15 protein-coding genes and 1 pseudogene are annotated in these 17,148 nt (G+C 61.9%); 2 read left to right on the forward strand and 14 right to left on the reverse strand.

The window, feature by feature from the left end; genetic code table 11:
- Position 1: 1 nt before the first annotated feature.
- From eutA to maeB, 13 genes and pseudogenes are all read right to left on the reverse strand, one after another.
- Positions 2-1,405, reverse strand: a complete 1,404-nt coding sequence (gene eutA / locus HMPREF3142_RS25320; protein WP_064144458.1) for an ethanolamine ammonia-lyase reactivating factor EutA — start codon at positions 1,403-1,405, stop codon at positions 2-4.
- The gene (gene eutH, locus HMPREF3142_RS25325; RefSeq protein WP_070612848.1) at positions 1,402-2,634 is read right to left on the reverse strand and encodes an ethanolamine utilization protein EutH; all 1,233 of its coding nucleotides are present in this window, start codon (positions 2,632-2,634) and stop codon (positions 1,402-1,404) included. The genes eutA and eutH overlap by 4 nt, the downstream gene beginning before the upstream one ends.
- A gap of 199 nt (positions 2,635-2,833) precedes the next feature.
- Positions 2,834-4,021, reverse strand: coding sequence for an ethanolamine utilization ethanol dehydrogenase EutG (gene eutG, locus HMPREF3142_RS25330; RefSeq protein WP_012967468.1), 1,188 nt, complete (start codon positions 4,019-4,021; stop codon positions 2,834-2,836).
- Complete coding sequence (gene eutJ / locus HMPREF3142_RS25335) at positions 4,011-4,850, reverse strand: ethanolamine utilization protein EutJ (protein ID WP_008803851.1); 840 nt, start codon at positions 4,848-4,850, stop codon at positions 4,011-4,013. Before eutJ ends, eutG begins: the two co-directional genes overlap by 11 nt.
- Positions 4,851-4,859: 9 nt before the next feature.
- Positions 4,860-6,263 carry an aldehyde dehydrogenase family protein gene (locus HMPREF3142_RS25340; protein WP_016161620.1) on the reverse strand — a complete coding sequence of 468 codons (1,404 nt, stop codon included), beginning with the start codon at positions 6,261-6,263 and terminating at the stop codon, positions 4,860-4,862.
- An 11-nt stretch (positions 6,264-6,274) separates the two neighbouring features.
- Complete coding sequence (gene eutN, locus HMPREF3142_RS25345; RefSeq protein ID WP_012967466.1) at positions 6,275-6,562, reverse strand: ethanolamine utilization microcompartment protein EutN; 288 nt, start codon at positions 6,560-6,562, stop codon at positions 6,275-6,277.
- 128 nt (positions 6,563-6,690) lie between these two features.
- On the reverse strand, positions 6,691-6,981 hold the full coding sequence (gene eutM / locus HMPREF3142_RS25350) for an ethanolamine utilization microcompartment protein EutM (protein ID WP_000387720.1): 291 nt from the start codon (positions 6,979-6,981) through the stop codon (positions 6,691-6,693).
- Between the two features lie 38 nt (positions 6,982-7,019).
- Positions 7,020-8,036, reverse strand: a complete 1,017-nt coding sequence (pta, locus tag HMPREF3142_RS25355; protein ID WP_070612850.1) for a phosphate acetyltransferase — start codon at positions 8,034-8,036, stop codon at positions 7,020-7,022.
- Complete coding sequence (gene eutT, locus HMPREF3142_RS25360; RefSeq protein ID WP_070612851.1) at positions 8,026-8,835, reverse strand: ethanolamine utilization cob(I)yrinic acid a,c-diamide adenosyltransferase EutT; 810 nt, start codon at positions 8,833-8,835, stop codon at positions 8,026-8,028. Before eutT ends, pta begins: the two co-directional genes overlap by 11 nt.
- Positions 8,832-9,521, reverse strand: a pseudogene (gene eutQ, locus HMPREF3142_RS25365) (ethanolamine utilization acetate kinase EutQ). The gene eutT and the pseudogene eutQ overlap by 4 nt, the downstream one beginning before the upstream one ends.
- The gene (gene eutP, locus HMPREF3142_RS25370) at positions 9,499-9,978 is read right to left on the reverse strand and encodes an ethanolamine utilization acetate kinase EutP (RefSeq protein ID WP_023323086.1); all 480 of its coding nucleotides are present in this window, start codon (positions 9,976-9,978) and stop codon (positions 9,499-9,501) included. Before eutP ends, eutQ begins: the two are co-directional and overlap by 23 nt.
- 12 nt (positions 9,979-9,990) lie before the next feature.
- Complete coding sequence (eutS, locus tag HMPREF3142_RS25375) at positions 9,991-10,326, reverse strand: ethanolamine utilization microcompartment protein EutS (protein WP_012540919.1); 336 nt, start codon at positions 10,324-10,326, stop codon at positions 9,991-9,993.
- 218 nt (positions 10,327-10,544) lie between these two features.
- On the reverse strand, positions 10,545-12,824 hold the full coding sequence (gene maeB, locus HMPREF3142_RS25380) for an NADP-dependent oxaloacetate-decarboxylating malate dehydrogenase (protein ID WP_008803844.1): 2,280 nt from the start codon (positions 12,822-12,824) through the stop codon (positions 10,545-10,547).
- Positions 12,825-13,118: 294 nt separating this feature from the next.
- Between maeB and tal the strand changes: the two genes are divergently transcribed.
- Entirely contained in the window at positions 13,119-14,075 is a 957-nt protein-coding gene (gene tal, locus HMPREF3142_RS25385) for a transaldolase (protein WP_008803843.1), read from the forward strand.
- Between the two features lie 16 nt (positions 14,076-14,091).
- Complete coding sequence (tkt, locus tag HMPREF3142_RS25390; protein ID WP_008803842.1) at positions 14,092-16,086, forward strand: transketolase; 1,995 nt, start codon at positions 14,092-14,094, stop codon at positions 16,084-16,086.
- On the opposite strand, the gene HMPREF3142_RS25395 is transcribed toward tkt, so the two are convergent.
- On the reverse strand, positions 16,076-17,122 hold the full coding sequence (locus HMPREF3142_RS25395) for a DUF1176 domain-containing protein (RefSeq protein WP_008803841.1): 1,047 nt from the start codon (positions 17,120-17,122) through the stop codon (positions 16,076-16,078). The genes tkt and HMPREF3142_RS25395 overlap by 11 nt on opposite strands.
- Positions 17,123-17,148 lie beyond the last annotated feature (26 nt).

The following is a 17,148-nucleotide window of genomic DNA, read 5'->3' on the forward strand; positions in this document are numbered from 1 at the left end:
CTCAGGAAGGAAATGCGAGTGATTTCACCGTCACCGGCACAACCGATCCGCCAAAAAGAGGCGTACCAATGTCGATATAGTCCCCCGCCCGGACGCTCACCTCATCGATGACCGCCAGCGGAAGGTGTGGAAGCTGCGGCCGCAGCAGCATGCCCAGCGCTTTGCCAAAATCCTGCTCGGCCACCAGCAGCAGCGGACGCGGATTGGGAAAGCGGGCGACGAACGCCAGCAGGGCGTCAATTACGGTCAGTAAGGTGGCGTAACGCACCGGTAGCGCAGCGGGAAGCGCCAGCACGTAAGCGTCCGCCTCGGGGGCCAGATCGAGCTGCGTCAGCGCCTGCCGCCAGGCGTTCGGCAGATCGGCGGCATCCTGCGGGATAGCCACTGGCAGATTGCGCAGCGGCAATGGAACCCCCTCCAGCCAGATGGTGCTCCCGGACAGGGACAGCGTATGCGCCCCGGCGCCAATCACCGTGGCGCGCACGGTTTGCGTCGGAAACTGCACGTTCATTTCACGCAGGCGCGGATGCTCGTGCAGGGCCGTGGCCAGCAGCGGCCCAATATCGGAAAAACAGAAAGGATCGGCGGGCTGATGGCGGTAGCACTCCCCCACCCCACCGGAAAGGGTAATGACCTCTGGCTGAACACCTGCAGGCAGTACTTCGGTTTGCATCAGCGCCTGCGCCAGCGGTGAGAGCCTGCCATCGATCACCTCAACGATCAGCCCCGCCATCCGACGCGCCACCTGCGCCAGCTGACCCGCAGTCAACGATAAAGCATCGGTTCCCGGGCCGAATACCGCATCGACAATCCGCTGTCCTGGCGAGTGCGCGTGGACCACGCGCCCCTGAGCGTCGGTTTCCAGCAGGCGGCCGCCGACGTTGAGGCAGGCGGTGGCGCTGAGGTTACCGGCGTCAAACAGGGCATAGTTCGAGGTACCGCCGCCAATATCGATATTAAGCACCCGGCACATCCGCTGCTGCGACAGGGTTTGCGCCCCGGCGCCGTGTCCGGCAATGACCGACTCCAGGTGCGGCCCGGCGCTGGCGACGACAAAATCGCCCAGCGACTGCGAGAGCGCCATCACCGCCGGGCGGGCATTGCGGGTTTTCGCGCTTTCGCCGGTGATGATGATCGCCCCGGAATCCACCGCTTGCGGGGCAATCCCGGCGGCCCGATACTGAGCCAGAATCAGCGCCTCAAGCTCGGCCTCTTTCAGTTCTCCCTGCTTATCAACCGGCGTAAAAAAGACCGGGCTTTGCCAGCTAATGTCGCGTTTGATGAATTCGTAGCGCGGCACCTGGGAGACCGCCGCGCGGTTCACCAGCTCGAGGCGCGAGAAGATCACCTGCGTGGTGGTGGTGCCGATATCAATACCGACGCTCAACAGCTGGCGCGTGTTCACGAGTGCGCCTCCGCTTCGGTGTTGGCAGGCGCCGGTACGTTTTCATCTTTTGGCACCAGCAGCATCGCCACGCCAATCGCGGTAACGCCGCCGACCAGCTTGCCGACGATCATCGGGAAGATCATGGCGTTCATGTTGGCCGCCGCAAAACCGAGATGGTCGCCGAGGGCGAACGCCGCTGACACTGAGAAGGCGCAGTTGATCACTTTTCCACGGGTATCCATCTGCTTCATCATGCCGAACATCGGGATATTGTTCGCGAGGGTAGCGACCATGCCGCCGGCAGCCATATTGTTGATTTTGAGGAGATTACCGACACGCATCAGCGGCTTTTCAAACCAGCGGGTCAGCAGGAGCACCATCGGGTAAGCGCCGAGCAGCACGCAGGAGATAGAGCCAATGACTTCGATGGCGCGCATCACCTCGCCGGGCTGGTCACCAGGCGCCATAAAGATCGGGTCGAGTCCTGGGATCAGCTCCCAGCCGAGCAGGAACTTGATCACCGCCGCCGCCAGGCCGATGGTGATCAGCGCCACGAGGAATTTGGCGAAGATCTGGAAGCCGTTGATCATTTTTTCCGGAATGAACTTCAGCCCCAGCGCCACCAGCACGGCGACGATGATCACCGGGATCATATTCATCAGGATCAGCGCGAAGGTAAACGCTACCAGCTGGCCGTTGATCTCCACCCCGGAATACATCGCCACCAGACCGCCGGCGATACAGCCGATAGGAATAGTGACAATGCCCGCCAGCACGCCGAGCGCCAGCCAGCGGCGATCGGCAGGTTCGATAATGCCGAGCGCCACCGGAATGGAGAACACAATGGTCGGCCCCATCATGGAGCCGAGGATCAGGCCCGAGTACATCCAGGCCGCCACGTCGCCGCCCGCCAGCTCTTTGGCGAGGAAGAAACCGCCCATGTCGCACGCCAGCAGCGTGCCGGCAAACATCGACGGGTTGGCGCCGAGCATCTCATACAGCGGGATAATCACCGGACCGAGCAGATGGGCCAGCACCGGCGCCAGGGCGGTCATCCCGACCATCGCCAGGCCCAGCGCGCCCATCGCCATAAACCCTTCTTCAAACTGACCGCCGGATCCCTCAATGCTTTTCCCCAGTTTGCCGAGAAAGCGCGCCGAGCCGCCGAACTGCGACAGGATCCTGTCCACGGCGGCAATCAGCATAAAGAACATCATGATGTACATGATGATTTCGTTAATTCCCATAGCCCTTACTCCCTGTCATTTATGATTGGTAGATACTGTGAATACGGGGACATTAGCCGCACTCGGGGAACTTTCCCGGGTCGCGGCGTGAACGCCTTACCCGGGCTACGGCATAGCAGACGGCTGTGATCCTGTAGCCCGGCTAAGCGCAGCGCGAGCCGGGAAAGCCACAGCCACACGCCTCCGGGAAAATCCGCATTTATTGCGCCGCCGCGTACAGCTCGATAATCTGCTCCCGGGTGGCGGTGCGTGGATTGGTGCGCAGACAGATGTCGTCCTGCGCCGCCTGTGCCCAGGTGGCGTAGTGCGCGGGCGTCGCGCCGGCATCCGACAGCCGCATCGTCAGACCGACTTCCGCAATCAGTTCGCGCACGGCGGCGATTGCCTCAAGGTCATCGGTTTTCCTGCCGGTCAGCGCCCGGCCGATCTGGCTGAAGCGCCCCCGGCACACCATACGGTTGAAGCCCATCACCGTTGGCAGCAGCATGGCGTTGGCCAGACCGTGCGGAATATGCAGCGCCGCCCCCGGCTGATGCGCCATGGCATGGCATAGCCCCAGCCCGGCGCTGGAAAACGCCATCCCCGCCATGCAGGAGGCCAGCAGCATGTTCTCCCGCGCCGCCAGATCCTGGCCGCAGCCCACCGCTTTCGGCAGCGCTTCGCCGATCATGGCTATCGCCCCCATCGCCAGACTGTCGGTAAACGGCGTGGCGTGACGGGCGCTGTAGGCCTCGACGGCGTGGGTCAGCGCATCAATCCCGGTCATCGCCGTGACAGACGGGGGAACGCCCTCAGTTAGGGCGGCGTCGAGGATCGCCACATCCGGCATCAGCGAGGCATGCGCCAGCACCTGTTTGCGTCCACTCACCGCATCGATAATCACCGTCACGTTGGTGGTTTCTGACCCGGTGCCGGCGGTGGTCGGCACCGCAATCAGCGGCAGACGTGGCTGTAATTCGCTGTGCTCCGTCATCTCCCCCAGCGTCTGCTCAGGGTTGGCGACCAGCAGCGCCACCGCTTTCGCCGCATCCAGCACCGAGCCGCCGCCGAAGGCCACCACGCCGTCGCAGCGCGCGTCCCGCAGCTGGGCGACCGCAGCGCAGACATCAGTGACGCAGGGTTCGCCGGCGGGACAGGGCCAGAGGGTCATAGCGACTCCTTTCATCGCCAGGCTACGCTCCAGCCCGGCGGTCATTCCCGCCTGATGGAGAAAACGGTCAACCATGACAAACAGATGCTTCAGGCCCCGGGCCTGCGCTTGCGGGCCGCAGGCCGCCAGCGCGCCGACGCCGTGCAGCGTCACCGGCGGCACGTTGAAGCTTTTCACTTGCTGAAGATTCAGCGTATCGAAGGCGTGGAACAGCGCCGTCTGCAGTTCAGCTTGCATAGATCCCCTCCGCTTTTTCCCTCCCGCTGTTGGCGATTGCCAGCGGGGTCATAAACAGGCTGTGCCGGGGTAAATGCACCTTCAGCGTCGGGAAACATTGGCAAAAAAGCGCCCTGACGCCCGGCTGCATGCAGGCGCCGCCTGCCAGCCACAAATCACCAATCCCTTGTCCGGTAATATGTCGGGCGACAATCTCAGCCATCTTCTCGTACACCGGTTTCACTACCGGCCAGATCTCTCCGGCATGGCGGCGCTTGTACTGCTCAGCCTCTTCCAGCCCGATGCCGCGATTCCCGGCCAGAGTCAGGGAGATATGGTGTCCGCCGGTGGCTTCATCCGCCGAATACGTCACCCTGCCCTGTTTAACGATGGCGATCCCGGTGGTGCCGCCGCCGATGTCCACCACCCCGGCATTATCGAGCTGCAGCAGATCCGCCACCGCGGTGGGCTCATCCAGCACATGACTGATCTCCAGCCCGGCGGACTCCAGGACGTTGATCGAAATGCGCGGATCGGTGCCGGGCGGAAACGAGGTCGCCGCATGCGCAAAGCGGCAGCCCAGCTGCTGTTCGAGGGTCGCGAGATGACGGCGCACGAGGGTGACGGCGCCGAAGAAGTCCCAGACGATGCCGTCGCGCACCACATCGGCCCAGTCAAGACATACCGCAACCGGCTGGCCATCGCGGTCGACCACCATCGACACCACGTCGCAGGTGCCCAAATCGATGCCCAGCCACAGCGGCGACTCGCTGGCGGCGGGTGCCTGGTTACACAGGGCAGCGGCTTTTTGCAGTCTCGGCGAAAGCCAGCGTTGTTCGTCGTGCGCCATGTTCATCCCTTATACGATTCGAAACGCATCCACCAGCACGCAGCGGCGCAGACGAACGAAGGTCCGCGCGCTGGTTACCCCTTCCCCGGTTGGGGTGGTGATGGTCATGGTGGTCCAGCCCTCACCGCCCAGCCCAAGCCCGGCGATGCACGGCCCGTTTTTGACGAAGATGCTGGTGTCGATGGCATTCGCCATCTGGTTCATGTTGTCGATGTTGCGCGAGTGCATCGCCGCCGTATGGTGGCAGCCGCCTTCCAGTTGCACCGCCAGGGCGATGGCCTCCTCGACGTTCGCCACCCGCACCACCGGCAGCACCGGCATCATCAGTTCAGTCACCGCAAACGGATGGCTGGCGGGGGTTTCCACGAACAGCAGACGGGTTTGCGCCGGCACCTGCAGGCCAATCGCCGCGGCGATTTTGCCCGCATCGCGGCCGACCCAGTCGCGGCTGACCGTGCCTTTGCCGCGCTCGTCGATATTTTTCAGCAGCAGCGGCTGGAGCTGTTCGGCCTGCGCCGCCGTGAGTTTCACCGCCTGCTGGCCTTCCATCAGGCGCATCAGTTCGTCGGCGACGCTATCGACCACGATCAGCACCTTCTCGTCGGCGCAGATGATGTTGTTATCAAACGAGGCGCCTTTGACGATCGCTTGCGCGGCGCGCGGCAGATCGGCGGTCTCATCCACCACCACCGGCGGGTTGCCGGCCCCGGCGGCAATCAGACGTTTGTTGGTATGTTTGCGCGCCGCCTCGACCACTGCTTCGCCGCCGGTCACCACCAGCAGGCCGATACCAGGGTACTTAAACAGCCGCTGGGCGGTGTCGATATCCGGGTTCGCCACGGTCACCAGCAGGTTGGCCGGGCCGCCGGCGGCCACTACCGCCTGGTTAAGCAAGGTGATCGCCCGCTGCGAGACCTGTTTCGCCGCCGGATGGGGGGCAAAGACTACGCTGTTGCCGGCGGCAATCAGACTGATGGCGTTGTTAATCACCGTCGCCGCCGGATTGGTCGAGGGCGTGACCGAGGCCACCACGCCCCAGGGCGCGTTTTCAATCAGCGTCAGGCCGTTATCGCCGGTCAGCACCTGCGGAGTCAGACACTCCACGCCTGGCGTACCCCGTGCCTGCGCCACGTTTTTGGCAAACTTATCTTCAACGCGTCCCATGCCGGTCTCCGTCACCGCAAGCTCCGCCAGTTCACGGGCATGCTTTTCACCCGCCTCACGAATGGCCTGAATCACCTGCTGACGCATCGCCACCCGCTTTAATCCCTGCTGGGCCGCCGTTGCCGCCGCGACAGCGTCATCCAGTGAGGCAAAAACGCCCCTATCATGAACGGCGTCAGCAGGCTGACTGCTGTCTTTCATTTTCAGCAGTACCGCTTTCACTACCTGTTCAATGTCCTGTTGATTCATGATTTTTCACCCTACTTATGGAAGAGCACCTGACCATCGGCCGCAGCCTCATCCACGATGCCAATCACGCACAGATCGACCGGAGAGGCGCCATGGGCGTGCGCCTGTCGCGCCGAGCTGCCGCTGACCAGCAGCACCCACTCCCCGCATCCCGCGCCGATGTTGTCGATGGCGACCGCGCATTGCCCGTCGGGTTCGCCGCGGGCATTGAGCATCTCCACCATCAGCAGTTTGTCGTGGGCCAGCCCTTCATGGCGTACGGTGCAGACCACATATCCGGTAACAACAGCCAGCTTCATGTCCGTCTCCGCGTGTGATGTGCAGGCCGGATAAGCGCAGCGCCATCCGGCATTCATGCCTTGTCATTGCCAGATAGCGACGCGCTAGCGTCCTGTCCGACCCGGACTGTCCGGCACCCCCTCTCCCGTTAGATGTTGCTATCGCCCTTGAAGCTGATCGGGAAGACCTCTTCCAGATCGCCATGCGGGCGCGGGATGACATGTACAGAGACCAGCTCACCGATACGCTGAGCCGCCGCCGCCCCGGCATCCGTGGCGGCTTTGCACGCCGCGACATCGCCGCGCACCATGGCGGTCACCAGGCCGCCGCCGATCTGTTTCACGCCTACCAGCTTGACGCGGGCCGCTTTGACCATGGCGTCGGAGGCCTCAATCAGTGCAACCAGGCCCCGGGTTTCAATCATTCCTAATGCTTCCATTGTGTTTTCCTCTCATAAGGGGTCCTGAAGGGGACCATTCATTCAACCAGCGTGGACGAGTCGGGGATCCGGCTTGCGTCCGTCTGGCGCGGTACCGACGCCACCAGCGCCAGTTCGATAATTTCCTCTACGCTACAGCCTCGCGAGAGGTCGTGAAGCGGGGCGGCGAGGCCCTGGATCAGCGGCCCGATGGCGCGATATCCACCCAATCGCTGGGCGATTTTGTAGCCGATGTTGCCCGCCTCCAGCGATGGGAAGACCAGCACATTGGCCCGCCCCCGCAGCGGGCTGCCGGGCGCTTTGTACGCAGCGACGTCGGGTACAAAGGCGGCGTCAAACTGCAGTTCGCCATCGACCATCAGCTGCGGCGCCCGCTGACGCACGATCTCCGTGGCCTGCTGGACGTTAGCCACACAGGGATGCCGGGCGCTGCCGTGCGTGGAGAAGGACAGCATTGCCACCCTCGGCGCTTCGCCAGCGATCGCTTGCCAGGTCTCGGCGCTAGCAATCGCGATATCCGCCAGCTGCGCCGCCGTCGGCTGCGGCACCACGCTGCAGTCGGCAAACCCCAGCGGCTGGCCGGCATACTGCGGCAGCATCAGAAACAGCGAAGAGAGCGTTTTACACCCCGGCTGCAGGCCGATAAGGCGCAGACCGGCGCGCAGCACGCTGGCGGTTGACGAGAGATTCCCGGCGATACACACCTCGGCCTCACCGCCGCTGACCATCGCCGCGGCGAACATCAGCGGGTCGGCCAGCTTGTCGACGGCGTCAGCGGGCGCTTTATCGCCGGCGCGCGCCTGCCAGGCGGCGGCAAACGCCTCGCGCATCGCCAGGTTGCTGTGCGGATCAATGATCTGCACTCCGGTCAGCGGCAGACGTTCGCCAAGGGCGAACTGCCGCAGCGCGAAGGGACTGGCGACGAGGATCGGACGCGCCAGGCCCTGCTGCTGCAGATAATGCGCCGCCTTCAGCACACGGACGTCCAGCGCATCCGGGAACACCACTCGGGCGGGGGCGCGCAGCGCCAGTTTGCGGCATTGGTCAATGATCATCTTCACCTCCCAGCTGCTGCTGCAGCTGGCTGAGGGTTGGCGGCGAATCCGTCACGCCCAGGATCATCATCACGTAGACCGCGCTGGAGAGACGGTTGAGCGCTTGCATAATATCGGCGCGCCGGACCGCAAATTGCGGCGTGATAAACACCTGCGCCGCGGTCACCTCCGCCTCGCGGACTTTGCCGCGCAGCAGATTAAGCAGCGCGACCTCGCGCCCATGGCGGGCCTCCGGCACCAGGTGATCGTGGCCCAGGAAGCGCAGCGGCTGATGGGACAGACGGTGTAGCTGTCCCTCGCTGAATCCGGCTATCGACTGCGCCGCCAGCGGCTCCTCCAGCGCGTCGGCGCGCATGATGTTGCCCAGCCGCGAACGGATATCCATCAGCCACGGCTGCCAGGACTCCGCCAGTTCAATTTGCAGCCACACCGTCAGAGCGATGGTGCTGTCCAGCACCGCACGGAAGGCCAGCCGCGGATCGTTTTTCGCCACCAGGGTATCGGCCGTCAGGTGGGTCAGGGTGTCCGGCTTTTTATCCACAGGCTGGTGACAGAGCTCGCAGCAGGCCTGGGGCGGATGGTCGCGGCTGGTCAGGGCATGCACCGGCTGCGGCGTCTGTTCGTCATCCTCGACAAACAGGCGCCCCTGGCGGTCGAGAAATTTGACCCGCAGATGCCGACTTTCCAGCAGCTCCCTCGCCGAGGGCGTCAGGCGAGCGTCGGCAGGAAGATGGATTTCACCGCCTTCGCTGAGCGTATGATTCGCTCTGAGCCACGCTTCGGTAATGAAATCGTTCATAGCGATTGCCAGTTTGCCGGCCAGGCGACGTACAGGAAGCGCACCGTCGACGGGGCACCGAATTCGATACTGGCGCCTTTCGGGATAAACATCACGTCCCCTGCTTTGGCAATCAGCGTTTCCCCCTGATGGCGCACATGCAGCTCGCCCTCCAGCACCATATCGATTTCGTCGTAGTTCAGCGTCCACGGGAAGAAGGCGTTCTCCCACTGCATAAATCCGGCGGCCATGCTGCTGCCATCCTAGTCGGTCACCAGGTCCGTTAAGCCGACGCAGTGCGGCTGGGCGCCGTCGAAGCGGCCAAACTTCACGCTGCTGCCGTCGATCACTTTGATGCCGCCTTTGCCGGTCACGGAGTCAAATCCTGGCTGCATCGCCTCCTGCTCCAGGGACTGCTTCTCCTTCATCACCTTTTCCATCAGCTGCGCCACCAGGCTTTCGGTAAACTGGCCTTCCGGCAACTGCGCCAGGATGGTTTCGCGGATCCGCTGGCTTTCCGTTTTGTCGCTGTTCGCCGCTGTCGCCGCCGGCGCGGCGCCATCATCCTCGGTGATAGTGAATCCCAGCAGCTCGGCGACTTCGCGCGCTTCCGGGGTGATAATGCTGGCGCGCAGAACAACTGACATCGCCTGTTCGCCGCGCGCGTGGGCGGCACGAATATCGTTAGCGGTAATGAGTTTCTTCACCTGGCCCTTCCTCCTTTTGGCTGAGCTCACTCAAATAATTTTCCAGCGACGCGACGCTTTGCGGATCGCAACCGTTGAGGGCGAAAACCGGCGCCTGAAACCCCATCCCGTCCAGCAGCTGCCGCACCGCGGCGACGTTGGCATCCGGCAGATCCGTTTTGCTGATCGCCACGATAAGGTGCTTTCGGCTGCCAATATCCAGTAACCCGGGAGGCAGGCGACTTTCGGTATCATTGGCCGCATGGACATAAATCAGGGTGTCCACATCCTGCAGGGTGGTAATTAAGGCGTGATACCAGCGAGGATGGCTGAAATATTCCCCGGGTGTATCGATGTCGCCACGATCGTTAAATTCCAGCGCCTGCGTTTTTCTGGCGAGGGAATAATTTCCCTGCAGGGCATTAAATAATGTGGTTTTTCCTGCACCGACGGCGCCGACAATGGCAATACGCTTCATGGTCGCTCTCAATTAACTTTTCGTTAATTCGCACAAGGTATAATTTAATAAGCGGCCTAACCCGCCGATGGTCTGCAGGAGCGCCTCCTCCACCGCGCCGACCGGACCGTAGATCACCAGCGCGCCGCTAAACCGGTCGAGAAAACCGATGTGCACATCGGCGGCCTTCATCGCCAGATCGCCGGCGATCATCGCTGTTTCCCCCGGTGTCAGCGTCATAATGCCGATCGCGCCGGATTCGGGTACGCCGATCTTTTTCGCCAGCTCCGCTCCCGGGTGGGCAATCAGATGCGCCAGTGTGACCTGTTTGCCTGGTACGAATTCCTGAATAATGCGTTCTTTATCCATGACTGATTGCCCCCCTGAAATCTGTCCTCATGGTGACGGTATTTCAGCGCGGCAAATAACAAATTTCGGCAAGTGGGGTTAAAAGGTGAAGTGGATCACTCAGGAGAGAAAATAATAATGCGGCGGAATTAAAAAGGCAGGCTCAGCGTTTTTACTCGCCGGCCTGCCTGATATTGTGCGCGGAAAACTCTCCGCGCGTTAATGGGAAAAAAACGAGATTACAGCGGTTCGGTTTGCGCTTCGACAACCGCCAGCGCCACCATATTCACAATGCGGCGTACGGAGGCGATCGGCGTCAGAATATGCACCGGCTTCGCCACCCCCATTAGCACTGGTCCGACGGTCACCCCTTCCGAACTGGAGACACGCAGCAGGTTATAGCTGATCCGGGCGGCTTCCATATTCGGCATCACCAGAATATTGGCCGATCCCTTCAGCGGGCTGTCCGGCATGCGGTCGTTGCGGATGCTTTCCACCAGCGCGGCGTCGCCATGCATTTCGCCATCGATCATCAGCTCCGGGGCGCTCGCCTTCACCAGTTCAAGGGTTTTGCGCATCTTGCTGGCTGACGGGCAGTCGGCGGAACCAAAGTTGGAGTGCGACAGCAATGCCACCCGCGGCTCAATACCGAAGCGACGCACGCTTTCCGCCGCCATCAGGGTGATCTCCGCCAGCTCTTCCGGGGAGGGATCGTGATTGACATAGGTGTCGGCGATAAAGGTGTTGCCGCTCGGCAGCAGCAGCGCATTCATCGCCCCGGCGGTGCTGACGCCGTCGCGATAGCCAAACAGCGGCTGCACCACGCGGTAGTGGTCGTGGTACTCGCCGATAGTCCCGCAGATCATCGCATCCGCTTCACCGCGATGAACCATGATGGCGCCAATCACCGTGGTGTTGCTAATCACCGCCCGCTGCGCCTGCTCCTGGGTAATGCCGCGGCGCTTCATCAGCTGGTAGTACTCGCTCCAGTACTCTTTAAACCGCGGGTCGGATTCATTATTGACGATCTCAAAGTCAACGCCGGCCTTGATCTGCAGACCCAGCTTCTGGATGCGCATTTCAATCACGCTAGGGCGCCCCACCAGAATCGGTTTGGCCAGCCCCAGCGACACCAGCTCCTGAGTGGCGTGCAGCACCCGGGTCTCCTCCCCTTCCGCCAACACCACGCGCTTCGGCTCTTTGCGCGCCTGAGAGAAGATAGGCTTCATAAACAGGTTGGTTTTATAGACGAACTCGCTCAGCTTCTCGATATAGGCGTCAAAATCAGCGATGGGGCGCGTTGCCACGCCGGAATCCATTGCCGCCTTCGCCACCGCAGGGGCAATCTTGACGATCAGCCGCGGGTCGAACGGTTTCGGAATGATGTAGTCCGGACCAAAGCTTAAATCCTGATCGCCATAGGCGGAGGCCACCACTTCGCTCTGCTCGGCATGGGCCAGCTCGGCAATGGCGTGCACCGCCGCCAGCTTCATCTCTTCGTTGATCGCCGTCGCGCCGACGTCCAGCGCGCCGCGGAAGATGAACGGGAAGCAGAGCACATTGTTGACCTGGTTAGGGTAGTCGGAGCGACCGGTACAGATGATGGCGTCATCGCGGACCTGCTTCGCCAGCGGCGGCAGAATTTCCGGCTCCGGGTTGGCCAGGGCAAGGATCAGCGGCGCGCGCGCCATCTTCTTCACCATCTCCGGAGTCAGCACTTTCGGGCCAGAGCAGCCGAGGAAAATGTCGGCGCCGTCGATCACATCATCAAGCGTACGTTTGCCGTCGTCTTCCACTGCGTAGGCGGCTTTGGTTTCCGCCATGTTCGGTTCACGGTCTTTATAGATGACGCCTTTCGAATCGCAGACCACGATGTTGTGCTTTTGCATCCCCAGCGCCACCAGCAGGTTCATGCAGGCGATCGCCGCCGCGCCCGCGCCGGAGACCACCATCCGCACGTCGGACAGATTCTTCTCGACGACGCGCAGACCGTTGAGGATCGCCGCGGTGCTGATGATCGCCGTGCCATGCTGATCGTCATGGAAAACCGGAATATTCATCCGCTCGCGCAGCTGCTGCTCGATGTAGAAACACTCCGGCGCTTTAATATCTTCCAGGTTGATACCGCCGAAGGTCGGCTCGAGGGCGGCGACGACGTTAATGAATTTGTCCGGATCCAGCTCATCGACTTCGATATCAAACACATCGATGCCGGCGAATTTCTTAAACAGGACGCCTTTGCCCTCCATCACCGGCTTGCCGGCCAGCGCGCCGATATTCCCCAGCCCCAGCACCGCGGTGCCGTTGGAGACGACCGCCACCAGGTTGCCGCGGGCAGTGTATTTGTAGGCGGCCAGCGGATCTTTTTCGATTTCCAGACAGGGGGCCGCGACGCCCGGCGAGTAGGCCAGCGCCAAATCGCGCTGGGTGGCGAGAGGTTTGGTCGGCGAGACCTGGATTTTTCCGGGAACCGGAAATTCGTGGAAGTCGAGGGCGCTCTGTTTTAACTGCTCATCCATTTTCTATTCCTTTCTTTCACGTATCGTTCGTAGGGGAAAAGCGTGATGACCATCCTGTCGTTCACCTTTCAGTGGCAGACAGTATCCCTCCTGGCGGGGCGATAAACTTTGAACACCGCCAAACTCTGGCCATCGCTATGATCTGGTTGTTATCAATTTATAGCGGTTATGTTACCCGGATTCGCCGCCAATAATAGCCCCGTCTGCTATGCTTTTTGGTTATGTACCTCATCACTATTTATACCGCATACCGGCAAGCACTCATGTAACACCTTGTTCCAGGAGGACTTATCTATGAATCAGCTAGACAGCATCAAGCAGTTCACCACCGTGGTCGCCGACAGCGGCGACATCGAATCCATTCGCCACTATCATCCGGAAGATGCCACCACTAACCCCTCCCTGCTGCTGAAGGCCGCCGGCCTGGCGTCCTATAGCGGACTCATTGACGACGCCATCGCTTGGGCGAAAAAGCAAGGAGGCGGCCGTGAAGCGCAGGTGACTCACGCCTGCGATAAGCTGGCGGTCAATTTTGGCGCGGAGATCCTCAAAAGCATTCCGGGCCGGGTCTCCACCGAGGTGGACGCCCGGCTCTCCTTCAACCGGGAGAAGAGCATCGAGAAGGCGCGCCATCTGGTGGCGCTGTATCAGGAGATGGGCATTGATAAGTCGCGGATCCTGATCAAACTGGCATCCACCTGGGAGGGGATCCGCGCCGCCGAGACGCTGGAAAAAGAAGGCATCCACTGCAACCTGACGCTGCTGTTTTCCTTCGCCCAGGCCCGGGCCTGCGCCGAAGCCGGGGTCTATCTGATCTCCCCTTTCGTCGGGCGTATTTATGACTGGTATCAGGCGCGTAAGCCGCTGGATCCTTACGTGGTGGAGGAAGATCCGGGGGTGAAATCGGTGCGCAATATCTATGACTACTTCAAACAGCATAAATACACCACCATCGTGATGGGCGCCAGCTTCCGCCGCACCGAACAGATCCTCGCCCTGGTCGGCTGCGACCGGCTGACCATCGCCCCGCCCTTGTTAAAAGAGCTGCAGGCCAGCGACGCCCCGGTGGTGCGCAAACTGATCCCTGCCAGCCAGATCCTGCCGCGCCCGGTGCCGCTCAGCGAGGCGGAGTTCCGCTGGGAACATAATCAGGACCCGATGGCGGTCGAAAAGCTGGCGGAGGGGATCCGCCTGTTCGCCGTCGATCAGCGCAAACTGGAAGATCTGCTTGCCGCCAAACTGTCACTTTAGTCTCACGGAGAAAACTATGTCCCGAAGAGAGCTTGCCAACGCCATCCGCGCCCTGAGTATGGACGCGGTGCAGAAAGCCAATTCCGGCCACCCCGGTGCGCCAATGGGGATGGCAGACATTGCCGAAGTGCTGTGGAACGATTTTCTCAAGCACAATCCGCAGAACCCTGGCTGGGTGGACCGCGACCGCTTTATTCTGTCCAACGGCCACGCGTCGATGCTGCTCTACAGCCTGTTGCACCTGACCGGCTACGATCTGCCGCTGTCAGAACTCAAGCAGTTCCGTCAGTTGCACTCAAAAACGCCGGGCCACCCGGAGCATGGCTATACCCCCGGGGTGGAGACCACCACCGGCCCGCTGGGCCAGGGGCTGGCGAACGCCGTCGGCATGGCCATCGCCGAACGCACCCTGGCGGCACAGTTTAACCGCCCCGGTCATGAGATTATCGACCATCACACCTGGGTTTTCATGGGCGATGGCTGTCTGATGGAGGGGATCTCCCATGAGGCCTGTTCGCTGGCCGGTACGCTCGGACTGGGTAAGCTGATCGGTTTTTACGATCACAACGGCATCTCCATCGACGGCAAAACCGAAGGCTGGTTTTCCGATGATACGGCCGAACGCTTCCGCGCCTATCACTGGCATGTGATCGGTGACATTGATGGTCACGATCCGCAGGCCATTAAACAGGCCATTGCGGAAGCGCAGGCGGTGAAAGATAAGCCGTCGCTGATTATCTGTCGGACCATCATCGGCTTCGGTTCGCCCAACAAAGCGGGGTCGGAAGAGTCTCACGGCGCGGCGCTGGGCGAAAAAGAGGTGGCCCTGGCCCGCCAGCAGCTGGGCTGGAAATATCCGCCCTTCGAGATCCCGAAAGAGATCTATCAGGGCTGGGATGCGCGTCCGCGCGGCGAAAAAGCCGAGCACGCCTGGAACGAGAAATTCGCCGCCTACCAGCAGCAGTTTCCGGAGCTGGCCGCTGAGCTGACTCGCCGCATGGATGGCACCCTGCCGGAAGACTTTGCCGCGACCGCCCGCGACTACGTGGCGAAACTGCAGGCCGAGCCGGCGAAAATCGCCAGCCGCAAGGCCTCGCAAAACGCGCTGAACGCCTACGGCCCGCATCTCCCGGAACTGCTGGGCGGTTCGGCGGATCTTGCGCCGAGTAACCTGACCATCTGGTCTGGCTCGACATCGATTAAAGACGATCCTGCGGGCAACTATATCCACTACGGCGTGCGCGAATTTGGCATGACCGCGGTGGCCAACGGCATCGCCCTGCACGGGGGCTTCATTCCGTATACCTCGACCTTCCTGATGTTTGTGGAATACGCCCGCAACGCCGCGCGCATGGCGGCCCTGATGAAGGCCCGGCAGATCATGGTCTATACCCATGACTCCATCGGTCTCGGGGAAGATGGCCCGACGCACCAGGCGGTGGAACAGCTGGCCAGTCTGCGACTGACGCCCAACTTCAGCACCTGGCGCCCCTGCGACCAGGTGGAGACCGCCGTCGCCTGGCAGGCGGCCATTGCGCGCCAGAACGGACCAACGGCGCTGATCCTGTCGCGGCAAAACCTGGCGCAGATGCCGCGCACCCCGGAACAGGTGCAGGCTATTGCCCGGGGAGGCTACGTGCTGAAAGATGCCGGCGGGAAGCCCGACCTGATCCTCATCGCCACCGGCTCGGAAGTGGAGATCACTGTGCTGGCCGCAGAAAAACTGTTGGCGAACGGGGTGAATGTGCGGGTCGTCTCGCTCCCTTCCACCGATGTGTTTGATGCCCAGGATGAGGCCTGGCGCGAGTCGGTGCTGCCGTCGGACGTCAGCGCGCGGGTGGCGGTCGAGGCCGGGATAGCGGACTACTGGTATAAATATGTCGGCTTAAAAGGCAAGATCGTCGGCATGACCGGCTATGGCGAATCCGCCCCGGCAGAGCAGCTGTTTCCGTTCTTTGGCTTTACGGTCGACCATATCGTCGCCACCGCGGAGCAGGTGCTTAACGGGTGATCCACAGCGTGGGCCAGGCGTCTGGCCCCTGCCAGTTATCACACGTCGGCTGCTGCGCGTAGCGGGAGAGACTGAACCGCTGGCCGTCAAAACGCCAGCGGGTCTGGATCCCGCAATCGCCGGCCTCGCGGCCTTTATCCAGGGTCACCAGCTCATGGCGGCGATCATCGTAGCTGGCGTTGATAAGCTCGATCTCCCGCGGTGCCTCGCCCGGCGGCTGAAACGGCAGCGTCAGCCGCACCTGACGGGCGACATAGGGCCGCTGGCGGGAGACCAGCCAGGCCAGCCAGACGGTGTTGTACGCGCCGGATTCGCAGCTGGTCATCAGCAGCACTTTGTCATCCGTCAGCGCAGTAACGCGAATTTCACGGCGGAAGGGATCGAGGGAGCAGTTGCTGTTGGTCATCCGCTCATTACCGTAGTCCATCAGATCGTTGAGCTCCTCACGCCCCAGCGGCGACTGCGCTGTTTCCGCGGTCGCCACTGCGCGCAGCGCCGGGGCCGGCGGTACGCTGAGCGGCGGCTCTTCCCCTTTGCCGACCCAGGCCGTTTCACTGCCTACCCGCTTTTGCCGATCGTCGATAAAAAACAGAGCCGCTTTCAACCCCTGCAGGGAGATGCTCTGCAGGCCATTGGCCAGCGAGAGAGCTTTCCCCTCCTGAACCTGCTGGAGAAATGCATCGATCGTCACGCTGTCGGCGGTTTTAATGAGCTTATCTTCAATGTGCCAGCGCTTGTCGGTCAGGGACACCGGTTTGCCATCCAGCAGCAGGCGCGGCGCTATCGGCGCTAGCGTCGCCACCGGATTACCGGTGCCCCCCAGTTCGATACGCAGGCTGGCGTCAGTCACTGCTCCGGCGCTGCGGCTGAGGGTCATCACCAGCCCATAATGCAGCCCCACGTTACGGGTGACGCAGAAATTTTGGTTGTTACAGGTGACCTGCCAGTCGTTGAAGCGCTGCTGCGTCGGTGCCGACCATGCCTGCGAGCAAGGCAGCACCGCCAGAAAGAGGAAAAAAATGATGCGAAAAAGCATGAACCGCCCGACCCCAGATAAACCCG

The organism is Klebsiella sp. HMSC16C06 (genome assembly GCF_001808325.1).
Taxonomy (GTDB): Bacteria; Pseudomonadota; Gammaproteobacteria; order Enterobacterales; family Enterobacteriaceae; genus Klebsiella; species Klebsiella variicola.

What these genes read in the sequence shown, in the direction of transcription:
- tkt (WP_008803842.1), top strand. Translation starts at nt 14,092, where the DNA reads ATGTCCCGAAGAGAGCTTGCCAACGCCATCCGCGCCCTGAGTATGGAC.
- maeB (WP_008803844.1), bottom strand. Translation starts at nt 12,824, where the DNA reads ATGGATGAGCAGTTAAAACAGAGCGCCCTCGACTTCCACGAATTTCCG.
- eutM (WP_000387720.1), bottom strand. Translation starts at nt 6,981, where the DNA reads ATGGAAGCATTAGGAATGATTGAAACCCGGGGCCTGGTTGCACTGATT.
- eutS (WP_012540919.1), bottom strand. Translation starts at nt 10,326, where the DNA reads ATGGATAAAGAACGCATTATTCAGGAATTCGTACCAGGCAAACAGGTC.
- HMPREF3142_RS25395 (WP_008803841.1), bottom strand. Translation starts at nt 17,122, where the DNA reads ATGCTTTTTCGCATCATTTTTTTCCTCTTTCTGGCGGTGCTGCCTTGC.
- pta (WP_070612850.1), bottom strand. Translation starts at nt 8,036, where the DNA reads ATGATCATTGACCAATGCCGCAAACTGGCGCTGCGCGCCCCCGCCCGA.
- eutG (WP_012967468.1), bottom strand. Translation starts at nt 4,021, where the DNA reads ATGCAAGCTGAACTGCAGACGGCGCTGTTCCACGCCTTCGATACGCTG.
- eutP (WP_023323086.1), bottom strand. Translation starts at nt 9,978, where the DNA reads ATGAAGCGTATTGCCATTGTCGGCGCCGTCGGTGCAGGAAAAACCACA.
- eutJ (WP_008803851.1), bottom strand. Translation starts at nt 4,850, where the DNA reads ATGGCGCACGACGAACAACGCTGGCTTTCGCCGAGACTGCAAAAAGCC.
- eutT (WP_070612851.1), bottom strand. Translation starts at nt 8,835, where the DNA reads ATGAACGATTTCATTACCGAAGCGTGGCTCAGAGCGAATCATACGCTC.
- tal (WP_008803843.1), top strand. Translation starts at nt 13,119, where the DNA reads ATGAATCAGCTAGACAGCATCAAGCAGTTCACCACCGTGGTCGCCGAC.
- eutN (WP_012967466.1), bottom strand. Translation starts at nt 6,562, where the DNA reads ATGAAGCTGGCTGTTGTTACCGGATATGTGGTCTGCACCGTACGCCAT.
- eutH (WP_070612848.1), bottom strand. Translation starts at nt 2,634, where the DNA reads ATGGGAATTAACGAAATCATCATGTACATCATGATGTTCTTTATGCTG.
- HMPREF3142_RS25340 (WP_016161620.1), bottom strand. Translation starts at nt 6,263, where the DNA reads ATGAATCAACAGGACATTGAACAGGTAGTGAAAGCGGTACTGCTGAAA.